This is a genomic window from Streptomyces sp. NPDC052682 (assembly GCF_040678435.1).
GTDB lineage: Bacteria > Actinomycetota > Actinomycetes > Streptomycetales > Streptomycetaceae > Streptomyces.
This window is the reverse complement of the sequence record NZ_JBFATS010000011.1, coordinates 1-16,576: the sequence shown is the minus strand read 5'-3', so window position 1 is coordinate 16,576 and position 16,576 is coordinate 1. Positions and strand designations below refer to the sequence as shown.

Annotated in this window: 10 protein-coding genes; 9 read left to right on the top strand and 1 reads right to left on the bottom strand. The window is 73.6% G+C overall.

What is annotated here, in order from left to right; translation table 11 throughout:
* The first annotated feature begins 2 nt into the window (after positions 1-2).
* The 9 genes from AB0K80_RS18630 to AB0K80_RS18590 all read left to right on the top strand — a co-directional run bounded on the left by AB0K80_RS18630 (position 3) and on the right by AB0K80_RS18590 (position 13,745).
* Positions 3-770: an enoyl-CoA hydratase-related protein gene (locus AB0K80_RS18630; protein ID WP_365670874.1), complete on the top strand. Its 768-nt coding sequence runs from the start codon at positions 3-5 to the stop codon at positions 768-770.
* Between the two features lie 271 nt (positions 771-1,041).
* The gene (locus AB0K80_RS18625) at positions 1,042-1,545 is read left to right on the top strand and encodes an ATP-binding protein (RefSeq protein WP_365670872.1); all 504 of its coding nucleotides are present in this window, start codon (positions 1,042-1,044) and stop codon (positions 1,543-1,545) included.
* Positions 1,546-1,663: 118 nt separating this feature from the next.
* Entirely contained in the window at positions 1,664-3,541 is a 1,878-nt protein-coding gene (locus tag AB0K80_RS18620) for an ABC transporter ATP-binding protein (protein ID WP_365670870.1), read from the top strand.
* Positions 3,538-5,388 (top strand): ABC transporter ATP-binding protein, encoded by a 1,851-nt coding sequence (locus tag AB0K80_RS18615; RefSeq protein WP_365670868.1) that lies wholly within the window; start codon positions 3,538-3,540, stop codon positions 5,386-5,388. Before AB0K80_RS18620 ends, AB0K80_RS18615 begins: the two co-directional genes overlap by 4 nt.
* A 19-nt stretch (positions 5,389-5,407) precedes the next feature.
* Positions 5,408-7,120 carry an ABC transporter ATP-binding protein gene (locus tag AB0K80_RS18610; protein ID WP_365670866.1) on the top strand — a complete coding sequence of 571 codons (1,713 nt, stop codon included), beginning with the start codon at positions 5,408-5,410 and terminating at the stop codon, positions 7,118-7,120.
* Positions 7,117-8,913: an ABC transporter ATP-binding protein gene (locus AB0K80_RS18605; protein ID WP_365670864.1), complete on the top strand. Its 1,797-nt coding sequence runs from the start codon at positions 7,117-7,119 to the stop codon at positions 8,911-8,913. Before AB0K80_RS18610 ends, AB0K80_RS18605 begins: the two co-directional genes overlap by 4 nt.
* A gap of 311 nt (positions 8,914-9,224) precedes the next feature.
* The gene (locus tag AB0K80_RS18600) at positions 9,225-11,288 is read left to right on the top strand and encodes a M4 family metallopeptidase (protein WP_365670862.1); all 2,064 of its coding nucleotides are present in this window, start codon (positions 9,225-9,227) and stop codon (positions 11,286-11,288) included.
* A gap of 209 nt (positions 11,289-11,497) precedes the next feature.
* Positions 11,498-13,147 (top strand): M4 family metallopeptidase, encoded by a 1,650-nt coding sequence (locus AB0K80_RS18595; RefSeq protein ID WP_365670860.1) that lies wholly within the window; start codon positions 11,498-11,500, stop codon positions 13,145-13,147.
* A 79-nt stretch (positions 13,148-13,226) separates the two neighbouring features.
* A complete protein-coding gene (locus AB0K80_RS18590; protein ID WP_365670858.1) occupies positions 13,227-13,745 on the top strand; it encodes a DUF1990 domain-containing protein in 519 nt (172 codons plus the stop codon).
* Between the two features lie 3 nt (positions 13,746-13,748).
* Here AB0K80_RS18590 and AB0K80_RS18585 read toward each other — a convergent pair whose 3' ends face one another.
* A complete protein-coding gene (locus AB0K80_RS18585; RefSeq protein WP_365670856.1) occupies positions 13,749-16,367 on the bottom strand; it encodes a glycosyltransferase family 1 protein in 2,619 nt (872 codons plus the stop codon).
* Positions 16,368-16,576 lie beyond the last annotated feature (209 nt).

Genomic DNA, 16,576 nt, shown 5'->3' with positions numbered 1-16,576 from the left:
GCATGACCGTACATCTCGAAGTGGCGGACGGCGTCGGCACGCTGCGTCTGGACCGCCCGCCCATGAACGCGCTGGACGTCGCCACGCAGGACCGGCTGAAGGAGCTCGCCGAGGAGGCCACGCGCCGCACGGACGTGCGCGCCGTGGTGATCTACGGCGGTGAGAAGGTGTTCGCGGCGGGCGCGGACATCAAGGAGATGCAGGCGATGGACCACACCGCGATGGTCCTGCGCGCCCGCGCCCTGCAGGAGGCGTTCACCGCCGTGGCCCGCATCCCCAAGCCGGTCGTCGCCGCGGTGACGGGGTACGCGCTGGGCGGCGGCTGCGAGCTGGCGCTGTGCGCCGACTACCGCATCGCCGCCGACAACGCCAAGCTGGGGCAGCCCGAGATCCTGCTCGGCCTGATCCCGGGAGCCGGCGGCACCCAGCGCCTGGCCCGGCTGATCGGCCCCTCCAGGGCGAAGGACCTCATCTTCACCGGCCGCCAGGTCAGGGCCGACGAGGCGCTGACCCTGGGCCTGGTGGACCGGATCGTCCCGGCCGCCGAGGTGTACGAGCAGGCACACGCCTGGGCCGCGAAGCTGGCACAGGGCCCGGCGCTGGCGCTGCGCGCGGCCAAGGAAGCGGTCGACACGGGGCTGGAGACCGACATCGAGACGGGCCTGGCCGTGGAACGCAACTGGTTCGCCGGGCTGTTCGCCACCGAGGACCGGGAGCGGGGCATGCGCAGCTTCGTGGAGGAGGGGCCGGGCAAGGCGAAGTTCCTCTGACGCTCGCCGCTGTCCGGCAGTTGACGAGGTGTCTGGTTCCCGTCCCCCGATGGGGCGGTTTGTGGCAGCCTCGAAGCCGCCCTGAGCCTGCCGTGCCGCGGGCCTCCGCCGGCTGTCGTCGGCCGAACCGTCGCCGCAGGTCACGGTGGTTTCGGCCGCCCCGTGCGGGCGGGCGGCATATGCCGCTCGGCCGCCGGACGGCGGGGGCGTGAGGGGGGCGCATTCCCCGGGAACGGCCTCGGCGGGCGCGCGGGACGGCCATGATGGGGGGATGGCGGGGCTGGAGGGCATGGAACAGCCGCGGGGAGACGGACGTGCGACCGCGGCGCGCTGGTCGCCGGCGGTCGAGGACGAGCACGGCCTCAAGGCGCTGGAGGAGTACGGCGACCCGGCGCACGCGGAGGTGATCCTCCCGTCCCGTCCCGAGTCCGCGGCCATCGCCCGGCGGCTCGCCCAGGTGGTGGTGCTGCGCGAGTGGCGGCTCGGCCCCCGGACCACGGAGGACGCCGTGCTGCTGGTGTCGGAACTGGTCGGCAACGCGGTACGGCACACCGGTGCCCGCGTGTTCGGGCTGCGCATGCGCCGCCCCCGCGGCCGGATCCGCGTAGAGCTGCGCGACCCCTCCCGCGGACTGCCCTGCCTGATGCCGGTGCAGGAGATGGACCTCAGCGGCCGGGGGCTGTTCCTGGTGGACAAACTGTCCGACCGGTGGGGCGTCGACCTGCTGCCGCGCGGGAAGACGACGTGGTTCGAATTGCGGGTTGCGGAGCGCTGAGGCGGCCGCCTGGGTGCGGACGGCTGCTCGCCCCGGCAGGTCGTAGGACCAGGGGCCGACCACGGACGGGTCAAAACTCGGTGGGCAGGGTCCGTGGCGATCCGTAGGCTCGCTGCTGATGTCCACCACGCCTGCCCCCACTCAAGGCCGTTCGGCACCCGCCCCCACCCAGGACCGTTCCGCCGTGCGCACGCTGCTGCGGCTGTGGCCGTACGTGCGGCCCGTGCGGATGCGGCTGTTCACCGCCGCGTTCGTCGCGATCGTGGCCTCCTGCCTGGGGCTGGTGATCCCGCTCGTGCTGAAGTGGCTGGTGGACGGCCCGGTCGCCGACCGGGACCCGGCGGGGGTGTGGCTCGGCGCGCTGTACCTGCTGCTGCTGGGGTGCGCGGAGGCGCTGCTGTTCGGGCTGCGGCGGTGGCTGGTGGCACGGCCCCTGTCGCACGTCGAGGCGGAGATGCGGGCGGACCTGTACCGGCATCTGCAGCGGCTGCCGGTGGCCTTCCACGACCGGTGGGCCTCGGGGCAGTTGCTGTCCCGGGGGACGACGGACCTGATGCTGCTGCGCATGTTCCTCGCCTTCCCGCTGACGTTCCTGCTCGTCAACGGGGTGACCATCCTCGTCGGCGTGGTGATCATGCTGGTGCAGAACTGGACGCTGGGGCTGGTGATCCTCGGTCCGGCCGTGCCGGTGGTGGTGATGTGCCTGATCTTCGAGAAGCGGTACGCCCAGGCGGCGCGGCTCGCCCAGGACCAGGTCGGGGACCTGACGACCGTGGTCGAGGAGAGCGTGCTCGGCATCCGGATCATCAAGGGCTTCGGGCGGCACCGCAGCCAGGCCCGGGCCTTTCGGGAGCTGTCGCGGACGCTGCGCGGGACGGAACTGCGCAAGGCCCGGCTGCTGGCGACGATCTGGGGCGTCATCGTGACGCTGCCGGAGATCGCCATCGGCGCGGCGCTGGTGGTGGGGGCCGTGCAGGTGGCCGACGGGGCGTTGTCCGCGGGGACCCTGGTGGCGTTCCTGTCGACGGCGCTGGCGCTGCGGTGGCCGGTGGAGTCGATCGGGTTCCTGCTGGCGATGAGCCAGGAGGCGGCGACGGCCACGGAGCGGTACTTCGAGGTGATGGACGCGGAGCCGGAGGATGACCGGCCTGCGGTGCGGTCCCGCACCAGGCCGGGCTCGGAGCCGGAGGACAGCGGGCCCACCATGTCAGCGCGCACCGGCCTCGCCGGTGTGCGTGGGCGGGACGGTGGGCTGCGGTTCCACAGGGTCACCTTCCGTTACCCCGACGCCCCCGAGGACTCTCCGCCCGTGCTGCAGGACATCGACCTGCACATCCTCCCCGGCGAGTCCATGGCCCTGGTCGGCACGACCGGCAGTGGCAAGACGACCCTCACCGCGCTCGTGCCGCGGCTGCACGAGGTGACCTCGGGGCGGATCACCCTGGACGGCGTGGACATCCGGGAGATGTCCCGGGAGGAGCTGCGCGCCAGGGTCGCCGTCGCGTTCGAGGAGCCCACGCTGTTCTCCGCCAGCGTCGCCGACAACGTACTCATGGGCGCCGGGGACGGAGCCGGGCGGCCGGAGCTGGAGCGGGCCCTGGCCGTCGCCCAGGCCGACTTCGTGCACGCCCTGCCGCAGGGGGCCGACACCCAGGTCGGCGAACAGGGGCTCAGCCTCTCCGGCGGGCAGCGGCAGCGGCTCGCGCTCGCCCGGGCCGTGGTCGGCCGGCCGGAGTTCCTCGTCCTGGACGACCCGCTGTCCGCGCTGGACGTGCACACGGAGGCCGCCGTCGAGGCGGCCCTGCGCCGGGTCCTGGCGGACACCACGGCCCTGATCGTGGCGCACCGGCCGTCCACCGTGCTGCTCGCGGACCGCGTCGCCCTGCTGTCCGGCGGCCGGATCACCGCCGTCGGCACCCACCACGACCTGCTGCGCACCAACGCCGAGTACGCCCATCTCATGTCCGGTTCCGGGGATCAGGAGGACGAGCGATGACGGCGGCCACCACCGCACCGGCCAAGGAGCGGCCCGGCGACCAGCCCCCCGAGGCGGGCGAGCCCTTCGACCGGGACGTGCTGCCCACTCCCCCGGGCGCCACCGCCGCCCTGCTGCGCTCCCTGCTCGCCCCGAGGAAGGCCCGCGTCGCCCTCACCTCCCTCCTGCTGCTGCTCCAGCAGGCGGCCGTGCAGTCGGGCCCGCTGCTGGTGGCGTACGCCATCGACCGGGCCGTGCCCGCGCTGCGGGGCGGCGACCACGGGCCGCTGGTCGCGGTGGCGGCCGGGTACCTGGCGTGCGCGCTGGCGTCGGGCGGGCTGCAGTACGCGTTCATCGCCGCCTCGGCCCGGGTCAGCCAGGACGTGCTGCTGGACCTGCGGGGCCGGATCTTCCGCCACGCGCAGGCGCTGAGCGTCGACTTCCACGAGCGCTACACCTCCGGCCGGCTCATCTCCCGCTCCACCACCGACGTCGAGTCGCTGCGCGAGCTGCTGGACGAGGGGCTGCAGGAGCTGGTCTCGGTCATCCTGTCGTTCGTCTACATCTCGGCGATGCTGCTCTGGCTGGACCTCGGCCTCGGCGCGGTGGCGGTGGCGTCCTTCGGGCCGCTGTACCTCCTCGTACGGGTCTACCGGCGGCGTGCCGCGCAGGTGTACGGGCGGCGGTCCACCGCCATCGCGGCCGTGATCGTGAAGTTCGTGGAGACGATGAACGGCATCCGCCCGGTGCGTGCCTTCCGCCGCGAGGCCGCCAACGACGCGGACTTCCGTGTGCTGAACCGGCGGCACGAGCGCAGCAACGGCGACGCGCTGCTGGAGATGGCCCGGTACGTCACCGGCTCACGGCTGGTCGCCAACGCGGCGGTCGCGGCGATCGTGCTGTGGGGCGCCTCCCGGGTCGCGGAGGGCACGCTCGCCCTCGGTGTGCTGGCGGCGGCGGTGCTGTACCTGCGGCGGCTGTACGACCCGATCGACCGACTCGCCATGTTCCTGAACTCCTACCAGTCGGCGGCGGCCTCGCTGGAGAAGATCGCCGGGCTGCTCGCCCAGACGCCGTCCGTGCCCGAGCCGTCGGTGCCCCAGGAGCTGCCGGCGCCGCGGGGCGGCGGGCCGGGCCGGGAGGTCGTCTTCGACGGGGTCCGGTTCGCCTACCGCACCGGCGGGGAGGTGCTGCCGCGTTTCGACCTGACCGTTCCGGCCGGGCAGACGGTGGCGGTCGTCGGCTCCACCGGCGCGGGGAAGTCGACCCTGGCCAAGCTGCTCGCGCGGTTCTACGACCCGTCCGAGGGGCGGGTGCTGCTGGACGGTGTCGATCTGCGCGACCTGGCCGTGCCCGAGCTGCGGCGCGGGGTGGTGATGGTGACACAGGAGGCGTTCCTGTTCTCCGGCACGGTCGCCGAGAACATCGCCATCGGCCGTCCGGACGCCACCCGCGAGGAGATCGAGCAGGCCGCGAAGGAGATCGGCGCGCACGACTTCATCGCCGCCCTGCCCGACGGCTACGACACCGACGTCCGCAAGCGGGGCGGCCGGATCTCCGCCGGGCAGCGCCAACTGGTCGCCTTCGCCCGGGCGTTGCTGGCCGACCCGGCGGTACTGATCCTCGACGAGGCGACCAGTTCGCTGGACGTCCCCGGCGAGCGGGCCGTGCAGCGGGCGATGGCGACGGTGCTCAAGGGCCGTACGGCGGTCGTCATCGCGCACCGGCTGTCGACCGTGGAGATCGCCGACCGGGTGCTGGTGATGGAGCGCGGCAGGATCGTCGAGGACGGCAGCCCGGCCGAGCTCGTCGCGGGCACCGGCCGGTTCGCGGACCTGCACCGGGCGTGGCGGGACAGCCTGGCGTGAGCACGCCCCGGGGGGACGGATGATCGACGCGTACGCGGACCCCGGCACGCCCGACTGCCGGGGCGGGGCCCGCTACCTGTGGTGGCTGGTCACCCGGCAGCCGGGGCGCTGCGCCCTGGGGGCGCTGTACGGCAGCATCTGGATGGTGCTGCTGGCGGCGGCGCCGTACCTGATGTCGCGGGCGATCGACGACGGGCTGGAGAGCGGTGACACGGGCGCGCTGGCGGGCTGGACGGGGGAGCTGGTCGTGGTGGGGGCGTTCAACGCCTGGCTGAGCATCATGCGGCACCGCACCATGACCCGGGTGCGGATGGACGCCAACTTCCGCACGGTGAAGGTGGTGCTGGGGCAGGTGGTGCGGCTCGGCGGCGCGCTGTCCCGGCAGGCCGGGGCCGGGGAGGTCGTCACGATCGGGGTGGGCGACGTGCAGACCGTCAGCCAGTCGCTGACGGTCGTCGGGCCGGGCGTCGGCGCGGTCGTCGCCTACACGGTGGTGGCCGGGCTGCTGCTGGCGGTCTCGCCGCTGCTGGCCGGGGTGGTGCTGCTCGGGGTGCCGGTGATCGCCGTCGTCGTGGGGCCGCTGATGGGGCGGTTACAGGGCACGGAGACGGAGTACCGGGAGCGGCAGGGTGTGCTGACCGCGCGGATCGGGGACCTCGCGGGCGGGCTGCGGGTGCTGGGCGGTCTCGGCGGCAAGAGCTTGATCGCCGACGCGTTCCGCCGCGACTCGCAGCGGCTGCGCGAGCAGGGCTACCGGGTCGGCGCGGTGACCAGCTGGATGCAGGCGCTCGGCGTGGGCCTGCCGACGCTGTTCCTGGCGGTGGTGACGTGGCTCGCCGCGCGGCTGGCCGCGCAGGGGCGGATCACCGTGGGCGAACTGGTCGCGGTGTACGGCTATGTGGCCGTGCTGGTGGGGCCGGTCGCGTTCTTCATCGAGTGCGGGTACCAGCTGAGCCGGGGGGTGGTGGCCGCCCGGCGCGTCGTACGGCTGCTGCGGCTGGAGCCCCCGGCCGACACCGGCACCGCCGACGCGCCCGCCGAACCGGCCGTGCTGTACGACCCCGACTCCGGGGTGCGGGTGACGCCCGGCCGGCTGACCGCGCTGGTCACCGCCCGGCCCGGGGACGCCGCCGCCGTGCTGGACCGGCTGGGCCGGTACGCCCCGTCGGCCGCCACCTGGGGCGGGACCCGGCTGGACGCCATCGCCCTCGCGCAGGTGAGGGAGCGGATCCTGGTCGCCGGCCACGAGGCCGACCTGTTCGCCGGGCCGCTGCGCGAGATGGTGGGCGGCCGGCGCACCCCCGGGGACGACGAGCTGGCCCGGGCCCTGCACGCGGCCGCCGCCGAGGACGTCGTCCTGGGCCTGCCCGAGGGGCCCGACTCGGTGGTGGCCGCCCAGGGCCGCAGCCTGTCCGGCGGCCAGCGCCAGCGCGTGCGGCTGGCCCGGGCGGTCCTGGCCGACCCCGAGATCCTGCTGGCCGTGGAGCCGACCTCGGCGCTGGACGCCCACACCGAGGCCACGGTCGCCGCCCGGCTGCGCGCGGCCCGCCGGGGCCGTACGACCGTGGTGACCACCACCTCGCCCCTGGTCCTGGACCAGGCGGACACCGTGCACTACCTGACCGACGGCAAGGTCACGGCCACCGGCACCCACCGCGAGCTGCTCGAGAACGAGCCGGGCTACCGCGCCCTGGTGGCCCGGGACACCGACAGCCAGGAGGTCGCGGGGTGACGGACCGGCAGCACCGCCGGGGACGCGGGGCGGTACCGGCCGCCCGGGCGGCCCAGCTCCCCGTCGCCGCACCGCGCGACGTACGCCGGGCCGTGACCGCCCTGGTGCGGGCGGACGCCCGGGCCTTCTGCACCGTCCTGGGCCTCAACGCCCTGGCGGCCCTCGCCGGACTGGCCGGTCCCTGGCTCCTCGGGCGGATCATCGACCGGGTGCGGGCCGGGGCGACGCCCGGCGCCGTGGACCGCCTGGCCGTCCTCATCCTGCTGTGCGCCCTCGCGCAGCTGCTCCTGGCCCGCTGGGCCCGTTACGTCGGACACCGCTTCGGCGAACGCACCCTGGCCCGGGTCCGCGAACAGTTCGTGGAGCGCGCCCTCGCGCTGCCCGCGTCCGTCGTGGAGCGCTCCGGCACCGGCGATCTGACGGCCCGCGGCACCGCCGACGTGACCACCGTGGGCACCACCCTGCGCGACGCGGGGCCGGTCCTGCTGATCAACACCGTGGAGGCGCTGTTCCTGATCGGCGCGGTGTTCGCGCTGGACCCGCTGCTCGGTGCCCTGGCGGTGGTGGGGCTCACGCCCATCTGGTGCGTGCTGCGCTGGTATCTGCGCCGGGCCCGGGCCGGTTATCTCGCCGAGGGCGCGGCCACCTCCGACGTGGCGGAGATCCTCGCGGCGACGGCGGCCGGGGCCCGTACGGTCGAGGCGTTCCGGCTGCAAGAGCGCCGGATCGCCGCGAGCCGGGAGGCGCTGGAGGCGTCCCGGCGGACCCGGTTGCACACCCTGTACCTGCGCTCGGTGTTCTTCCCGGTGGTGGAGACGTCGTACGGCGTTCCGGTCGCCGGGGTGCTGCTGCTCGGCGGAGTGCTGCACACGCGGGGGGTGGTGAGCCTGGGCGCGGTCGTGGCGGCGGCGCTGTACCTGCGCCAGCTGGGCGGGCCGCTCGACGAGATCCTGATGCGCGTCGAGCAGCTGCAGAGCAGTGGGGCCTCCTTCGCCCGGGTGGAGGGGCTGGCCCGGGCGCCGCGCGCCGCCGAGGACGGGGACTGCCCGGATCCGGCGGACGACCGTATCGACGTCCGGGGCGCGCGCTACGCCTACGACGGGGGCGTCGAGGTGCTGCGCGGGGTCGACCTCACCGTGACGCCCGGGGAGCGGCTGGCCGTGGTCGGCCCCTCCGGCGCGGGCAAGAGCACGCTGAGCCGGCTGCTGGCGGGCATCGACGCGCCCACCGCCGGCACGGTGACCGTGGGCGGCGTACCGGTCGTGGCGCTCGGTCCCGAGCGGCTGCGCCGGCAGGTCGTGCTGGTCACCCAGGAGCACCACGTCTTCCTCGGCTCGGTCCGCGACAACCTGCGGATCGCCGAACCGTCCGCCGGGGACGCCGCGTTGTGGGCGGCGCTGCAAGCCGTGGGCGCGGACACCTGGGTACGGGAGCTGCCGGACGGGCTCGACACCCCGCTCGACCAGCGAACCCACCGCACCGACGGCTCGCAGGCCCAGCAACTGGCCCTGGCCCGGGTGGTGCTGGCCGACCCTCACACGCTCATCCTCGACGAGGCGACCGCCCTGCTCGATCCGGCCACGGCCCGCCACACCGAGCGGGCCCTGGCCGCCGTGCTGCGGGGCCGTACCGTCATCGCGATCGCGCACCGGCTGCACACCGCGCACGACGCGGACCGCGTGGCCGTCATGGAGGACGGCCGGATCACCGAACTCGGCTCGCACGAGGAGCTGGTGGCGGCCGGCGGGGCGTACGCGCGGCTGTGGCGGACGTGGCACGGGGACCGCGCCTGATACGCGGCGCCCTGCGGGCGGCTCTTCCGTATATCGAACGTGAATTCCCGGACAACGAACGATTTCCGGCCAACTTCTTGACGCGCTCCTGACAGCAAGCGCGGTCGCCTGCCACGCTTCCCACGGCCGCCGCACAGCACCCTCACAGCACCCCCGCAGCACCCCACGGGGTCGCCCACCGCTGTGCCCCGGTTCTTGCTCCCGCGCACGTCAGCACCTGGTTCTGCGTACCGCCGTTCTGCCCGGCCGGCTCACCCGCCGTCCGGTCTCCCCAGGCCGCGCGACCCGCGGCCGCGCAGAAGGAGTCAGTGTTGAGCAGCAGTTCCTCTCGCAGACGCACCTCCCACAGACGCACCCCCTCCGCCACGCCCCGCCGGGCCGCCGCCCTGGCCCTCGTGGGCGTGTCCGCCCTGCTCGCCGCCGCCGTGCAGTCCGGCACCGCCACCGCCGCCCCGGAGCAGGCGCCGCGGGCCGCGGGCCAGGCGAAGCCGGGCTCCGAGTCGGTCCGGCTCTCCCCCGCCCAGCGCGCCGCGCTGATCCGCGAGGCCGACGCCACCAAGGCGCAGACGGCCGCGGACCTGGGCCTGGGCGCCAAGGAGAAGCTGGTGGTCCGGGACGTCGTGAAGGACCGCGACGGCACGGTGCACACCCGCTACGAGCGCACCTACGACGGTCTGCCGGTGCTCGGCGGCGACCTGGTCGTGGCGCGCACCGCGTCCGAGGCGACCGCCTCCGTCGTGAAGGCCACCCGCGCCGCCATCGCACCGGCCACGACGAAGGCCGCCGTGCCCGCCGCGCGGGCCGAGCGGCAGGCCCTGGCCGCCGCGCGGGCCGAGGACGCCACGAGCCCGGACATCGACCGGGCGCCCCGCAAGGTGGTCTGGGCGGCGGACGGGAAGCCCACCCTGGCCTACGAGACGGTCGTCGGCGGCTTCCAGCACGACGGCACCCCGCAGGAGCTGCACGTCGTCACGGACGCCGCCACGGGCGCGCAGCTGTACTCCTGGGAGGCGGTCGAGACCGGCACCGGCAACACGGTGTACTCCGGCACGGTCGAGCTGACGACCACGCAGTCCGGGTCGGCGTACAACCTGACCGACGGCGCACGCGGCGGCCACAAGACCTACAACCTCAACCGCGGCACCTCCGGCACCGGCACCCTATTCTCCGGCCCGGACGACATCTGGGGCAACGGCACCCCCTCGAACGCGGAGTCGGCCGGCGCCGACGCCCACTACGGGGCCGCGCTCACCTGGGACTACTACAAGAACGTGCACGGCCGCACCGGCATCCGCGGCGACGGCAAGGGCGCGTACTCCCGGGTGCACTACGGCAACAACTATGTCAACGCCTTCTGGTCGGACAGCTGCTTCTGCATGACGTACGGCGACGGCTCCGGCAACGTCAACCCGCTGACCTCCATCGACGTGGCCGCCCACGAGATGACCCACGGGCTGACGTCGAACACGGCGGGCCTGAACTACAGCGGCGAGTCCGGCGGTCTGAACGAGGCCACCAGCGACATCTTCGGCTCGACGGTGGAGTTCTACGCGAACAACTCCTCCGACGTCGGTGACTACCTCATCGGCGAGGAGATCGACATCAACGGCGACGGCACCCCGTTGCGCTACATGGACAAGCCCAGCAGGGACGGCTCGTCCAAGGACAGCTGGTACTCCGGCATCGGGTCGGTCGACGTGCACTACTCGTCCGGTCCCGCGAACCACTTCTTCTACCTGCTCAGCGAGGGCAGCGGCACCAAGACCATCAACGGGGTCACCTACAACTCGCCCACCTCGGACGGCCTTCCCGTGACCGGCATCGGCCGGGCCAAGGCGGAGAAGATCTGGTTCCGCGCGCTGACCACCAAGTTCACCTCGACGACCAACTACGCGGGCGCCCGCACCGGCACCCTGGCGGCGGCCGGTGAGCTGTACGGCACGGACAGCGCCGAGTACAAGGCGGTCCAGGACGCCTGGGCCGGCGTGAACGTCGGCTCGCGCTCCGGCGGCGGAGGCGGCGGCGGTACCTCCTTCGAGAACACGGCCGACGTGTCGATTCCGGACAACGGCGCGGCCGTCACCTCCTCCGTCACCGTGTCCGGCCGGTCGGGCAACGCCCCGGCGAACCTCCAGGTATCGGTCGACATCGTGCACACCTGGCGCGGCGACCTGGTGATCGACCTGCTGGCCCCGGACGGCACCGCGTACCGGCTGAAGAACTTCAGTTCCTCCGACTCCGCGGACAACGTCAAGGAGACCTACACGGTCGACGCCTCCTCCGAAGTCGCCGACGGGACCTGGAAGTTGAGGGTGCAGGACCAGGCGGCCCAGGACACCGGGTACATCAACGGCTGGAAGCTCACCTTCCCGTAGAGCCCTGCTCGGGCCAGGCGCCGCCCCGGAGGTCGACCGACCCCGGGGCGGCGCCCGTTCACACGCCCGAAACATTCATCCGGCCGTCGAATTCCGGTCAACATCACGCGACAGTCCTGACATGTACGCGTCTCAAGTGCCACTCTTCCCCCACCCGCCGCACCAGCACCTCAGTACTCCCCCACAACTCCCCACACCAAGGAGCTCGTGTGACCCCCCGCTACACGCGTCACCAGCGCACCACCCTGGCCATCGCCACCGCCGTCGCGGCCGGTGCCCTGCTGACCACCGGCCTGACCGCCACGGGCAGCGCCGCCGCCGAGTCCGCCCCCGCCGGCCGGCCTCAACTCGCCGCCGCCCCCGTCCTGCTGTCGGCCTCCGCCCGCACCTCGCTCATCAAGGAGCAGCAGGCGGACGCCTCCGACACCGCCGAGAAGATAGGCCTCGGCGCGCAGGAGAAGCTGGTCGTCAAGGACGTCGTCAAGGACGCCGACGGCACGGTGCACACCCGCTACGAGCGCACCTACGCCGGCCTGCCGGTGCTCGGCGGCGACCTCGTGGTGCACGAGTCGAAGTCGGGCGAGACCAAGGGTGTCACCAAGGCGACGAAGGCCGCCCTCAGAGTCGCCTCCCTCAAGCCCGCGATCGCCGCCGCCAAGGCGGAGAAGCAGGCCGTGACCCTCGCCCGGGCGGCCGGCTCGGCGAAGACCGAGGCCAACTCCGCGCCCCGCAAGGTGATCTGGGCGGCGAGCGGAAAGCCGACCCTGGCCTACGAGACGGTCGTCGGCGGCCTGCAGGAGGACGGCACCCCGAACGAGCTGCACGTCATCACCGACGCCGCCACGGGCAAGAAGCTCTACGAGTACCAGGGCGTCGAGACCGGCACCGGCAACACCATGTACTCCGGCAAGGTCACCCTCAGCACCACGCAGTCCGGGTCGGCGTACAACCTGACCGACGGCGCGCGCGGCGGCCACAAGACCTACAACCTCAACCGCGGCACCTCCGGCACCGGCACCCTGTTCTCCGGCTCCGACGACATCTGGGGCAACGGCAGCGCCTCCAACGCCGAGACCGCCGCCGCCGACGCCCACTACGGCGCCCAGGTGACGTGGGACTTCTACAAGAACACCTTCGGCCGCAACGGCATCCGGGGCGACGGCAAGGCCGCCTACTCGCGCGTCCACTACGGCAACGCCTACGTCAACGCCTTCTGGTCCGACTCGTGCTTCTGCATGACGTACGGCGACGGCGACGGCAACGCCAAGCCGCTGACCTCCCTGGACGTGGCCGCCCACGAGATGAGCCACGGCCTGACCTCGAACACCGCGGGCCTGAACTACAGCGGCGAGTCCGGCGGCCTGAACGAGGCCACCAGCGACATCTTCGGCACGGGCGCGGAGTTCTTCGCCAACAACGCCACCGACGTCGGCGACTACCTCATCGGCGAGAAGATCGACATCCGCGGCAACGGCACCCCGCTGCGCTACATGGACAAGCCCAGCAAGGACGGCAGCTCCGCCGACGCGTGGTCCTCCCGCCTGGCGTCCCTGGACGTGCACTACTCCTCGGGCCCCGCGAACCACTTCTTCTACCTGCTGAGCGAGGGCAGCGGCAGCAAGACCATCAACGGCGTGACCTACAACTCGCCCACCTCCAACGGCTCCACGGTCACCGGCATCGGCCGCACCAAGGCGCTGCAGATCTGGTACAAGGCGCTGACGACGTACATGACGTCGACGACCAAGTACTCCGGCGCCCGTACGGCGACCCTGAACGCGGCCTCCGCGCTGTACGGCGCGAGCAGCGCCGAGTACAAGGCGGTGGCGGCGGCCTGGGCAGCGGTCAACGTCAACTGACCAGCGTGCGCTGACCACCAGCTGAGACGGCGGCACCCGGGACGAAGGCATTCCCGGGTGCCGCCCTAGGCTTGGGCCCATGTCTGTGGAGGACTTCACCTACGAGGATGTCGGCGGCACCCGTACCGCCGGCTTCTGCCCGCCCGGCTTCCGCCCCCTGCACGTGCGCACCCGTCTCGGCGAGGGCGAGCAGGTCTTCCGCCGGGCCTCGGAGGCGGTCCTGACCTGGCAGATGCACCGGGCGTTGGGCGTCGGCGTGGACGCGAGCGCGGAGCGGGCCGCGCCCGGCGTCGAGGTCACCGTCACCCTCGCCGGGATGATCAAGGCGCCCTGCCGTGTCGTCTGGACGGTGGAGGAACCCCGCCGCGCCGGCTGGGCGTACGGCACGCTGGCCGGCCACCCGGAGTGCGGCGAGGAGTCCTTCGTCGTGGACCGCACGGGCGACGGCACGGTCTGGCTGACCGTGAACGCCTTCAGCCGCGCGGCCAAGTGGTACGCCCGCGCGGGCGGCCCGGCGACCCGCGGGCTGCAGCACGCCTACGCCCGCCGCTGCGGGGCCGTACTCCAGCGCCTGAGCACGCGGGACGCCGAGTCGTGACGCTCACCGCATGAGCAGTCCGGCCGCCGCCACCAGTTCCTCCGACGGCACCGCCACCAGGCCCAGCTCCGCGCTGGAGGCCAGCAGCGGGTGGGCGGGCAGGATGCGGACCGTGTAGCCGAACGGTCCGGTGCGGTCCAGGGACAGCGGCCCCTCGTACACCCAGCGCCCCTCCTGGTCCGGCCCGCTCACCGGCTTCAGCGGCACGGCGCTCGCGTCGGTGATCCGGTCCTCCTCGTCGACCCGGCCGGACACCGCCTGCACCTCCACGTCGTCCGGGCCGAGGTCCCCGAGGCCCACCCGGACGTGCAGGCCGAGGGTGGTGCCGAGTTCCGCCGTCGCCGCCGTGGCGGACGTCTCGACGTGGTCGACGGTGACACCGGGCCAGGCGGCGCGCACCCGGGCCTTCCACTCGGCCAGGGCGCGGGCCGCGTCCGGGTCCATCGAGCGGTGGGCGAGGGCCGCGGGCGTGTAGAGCCGCTCGACGTATTCCTGCACCATGCGCCCCGCCAGCACCTTCGGCCCCAGCCGGGCCAGGGTCTGGCGGACCATCTCGATCCACCGGTCGGGCAGCCCGCCCCGGCCGCGCTCGTAGAAGCGGGGGGTCACGCGCCGCTCCAGCAGGTCGTACAGGGCCGCGGCCTCCACGTCGTCCCGGTGGTCGGGGTCGACGCCGGCCCCGTCGGCGGTGGGGATCTCCCAGCCGAAGTCGGGGTCGAACCACTCGTCCCACCAGCCGTCGCGCACGGAGAGGTTGAGGCAGCCGTTGAGCGCCGCCTTCATCCCGCTGGTGCCGCACGCCTCCAGGGGCCTGAGCGGGTTGTTCAGCCAGACGTCGCAGCCGGTGTAGAGCTTCTGCGCCATGGCCATGCCGTAGTCGGGCAGGAAGACGATCCGGTGCCGCACGCGCGGGTCGTCGGCGAACCGCACGAGCTCCTGGATGAGCCGCTTGCCCCCGTCGTCGGCCGGATGGGCCTTGCCCGCGACGACGATCTGCACGGGCCGCTCGGGATGCAGCAGCAGCTCCATCAGCCGGTCGGGGTCGCGCAGCATCAGCGTGAGCCGCTTGTACGACGGCACGCGCCGGGCGAACCCGATGGTGAGCACGTCGGGGTCGAGCACCGAGTCGATCCACCCCAACTCGGCCGTCCCGGCGCCGCGTTGCCGCCAGGAGGTCCGCAGCCGGCTGCGGACCTCCAGCACCAGCTGCTCGCGCAGTGCGCGCCGCAGCTCCCAGATGTCCTGGTCGGGGATGTCCGCGGCGGCGTCCCAGCGCTCCGAGCCGCCCACCGTGAGGGCGTCCTCCGCGCGGTGCGGCCCGATCTGCCGGGCGCCGAGCCGGAACACCTCCGGGGCGACCCAGGTCGGGGCGTGCACCCCGTTGGTCACCGAGGTGATGGGCACCTCGTCGGGGTCGAAGCCGGGCCACAGTCCGGCGAACATCTCGCGGCTGACCTGGCCGTGCAGCAGGGAGACGCCGTTGGCGCGCTGGGCGAGGCGCAGCCCCATCACGGCCATGTTGAACAGGTTCGGCTCGCCGCCCGGGTAGGTCTCCATGCCCAGCCGCAGCACGCGGTCGACGTCGATCCCCGGGAGTTCGGCGTCGGGACCGAAGTGCCGGGCCACCAGCTCCCGGTCGAACCGGTCGATCCCGGCCGGCACGGGCGTGTGCGTGGTGAACACGGTGCCCGCGCGCACCGCCTCCAGCGCGGAGTCGAACTCCAGCCCCTGGGCGCACAGCTCGGCGATCCGCTCCAGCCCGAGGAAGCCGGCGTGCCCCTCGTTGGTGTGGAAGACCTCGGGTTCGGGATGCCCGGTGAGACGGCAGTACGTCCGCACGGCCCGTACGCCCCCTATGCCGAGGAGCATCTCCTGCAGCAGCCGGTGCTCGCTGCCGCCTCCGTACAACCGGTCGGTCACCCCGCGCTCGCCGAGATCGTTCTCCTCGACGTCGGAGTCCAGCAGCAGCAGCGGCACCCGGCCGACCTGCGCCAGCCAGATGCGGGCCCGCAGCGACCTGCCGCCGGGCAGCGCGAGGCTGACCTGGGCGGGGGTGCCGTCGGCCTCCTTCAGCAGCGCCACGGGCAGCTCGTGGGGATCGAGCACCGGGTAGTGCTCCTGCTGCCAGCCGTCCCGGGACAGGGTCTGCCGGAAGTAGCCGTGCCGGTACAGCAGGCCCACGCCGATCAGCGGCACACCGAGGTCACTGGCCGCCTTCAGGTGGTCACCGGCCAGGATGCCGAGGCCGCCCGAGTACTGCGGCAGGGCCGCGGTGATGCCGAACTCCGGGGAGAAGTAGGCGATGGCGGCGGGGAGCCGGTCGGGCCGGCTCTGGTACCAGCGGTCGCCGGTCAGATAGTCGTGCAGATCGCCCTCGACCGCGGCGAGGCGGCGCAGGAACCGCCGGTCGCCGGCCAGCTCCGCGAGCCGCCCGGGCGGCACACTGCCCAGCAGCCGCACGGGATCACCGCCCGAGGCGGCCCAGCGTTCCGGGTCGACGGTCTGGAACAGGTCACGGGTCTCCGCGTGCCAGGACCAGCGCAGGTTGCGGGCCAGATCGCTGAGCGGCCGGAGGGGGTCGGGGAGGACGGGTCGGACGGTGAATCGACGGATCGCCTTCACATTCCACCTCAACGCGTTGGCAGGAGACGCAGGGGTGCGTCTTGGCGTCTGTGTCGACAGTACCGGGGTCGGTGTCACCCACGCCGGGGCTTGCCGGGGCCGGTCGGGGCGCTGACCGGTGCGCGGGGTGGGCACCGGGGCGGGGCGGGGGCACGAACGGCGCTGCGGGATGCCGGCCGCGCCCACCCGTGCCCCCGGCGGCGCGGGCC

Coding starts and splice junctions, on each gene's coding strand:
- AB0K80_RS18615 (WP_365670868.1), top strand. CDS start 3,538: ATGACGGCGGCCACCACCGCACCGGCCAAGGAGCGGCCCGGCGACCAG.
- AB0K80_RS18630 (WP_365670874.1), top strand. CDS start 3: ATGACCGTACATCTCGAAGTGGCGGACGGCGTCGGCACGCTGCGTCTG.
- AB0K80_RS18590 (WP_365670858.1), top strand. CDS start 13,227: ATGTCTGTGGAGGACTTCACCTACGAGGATGTCGGCGGCACCCGTACC.
- AB0K80_RS18620 (WP_365670870.1), top strand. CDS start 1,664: ATGTCCACCACGCCTGCCCCCACTCAAGGCCGTTCGGCACCCGCCCCC.
- AB0K80_RS18625 (WP_365670872.1), top strand. CDS start 1,042: ATGGCGGGGCTGGAGGGCATGGAACAGCCGCGGGGAGACGGACGTGCG.
- AB0K80_RS18610 (WP_365670866.1), top strand. CDS start 5,408: ATGATCGACGCGTACGCGGACCCCGGCACGCCCGACTGCCGGGGCGGG.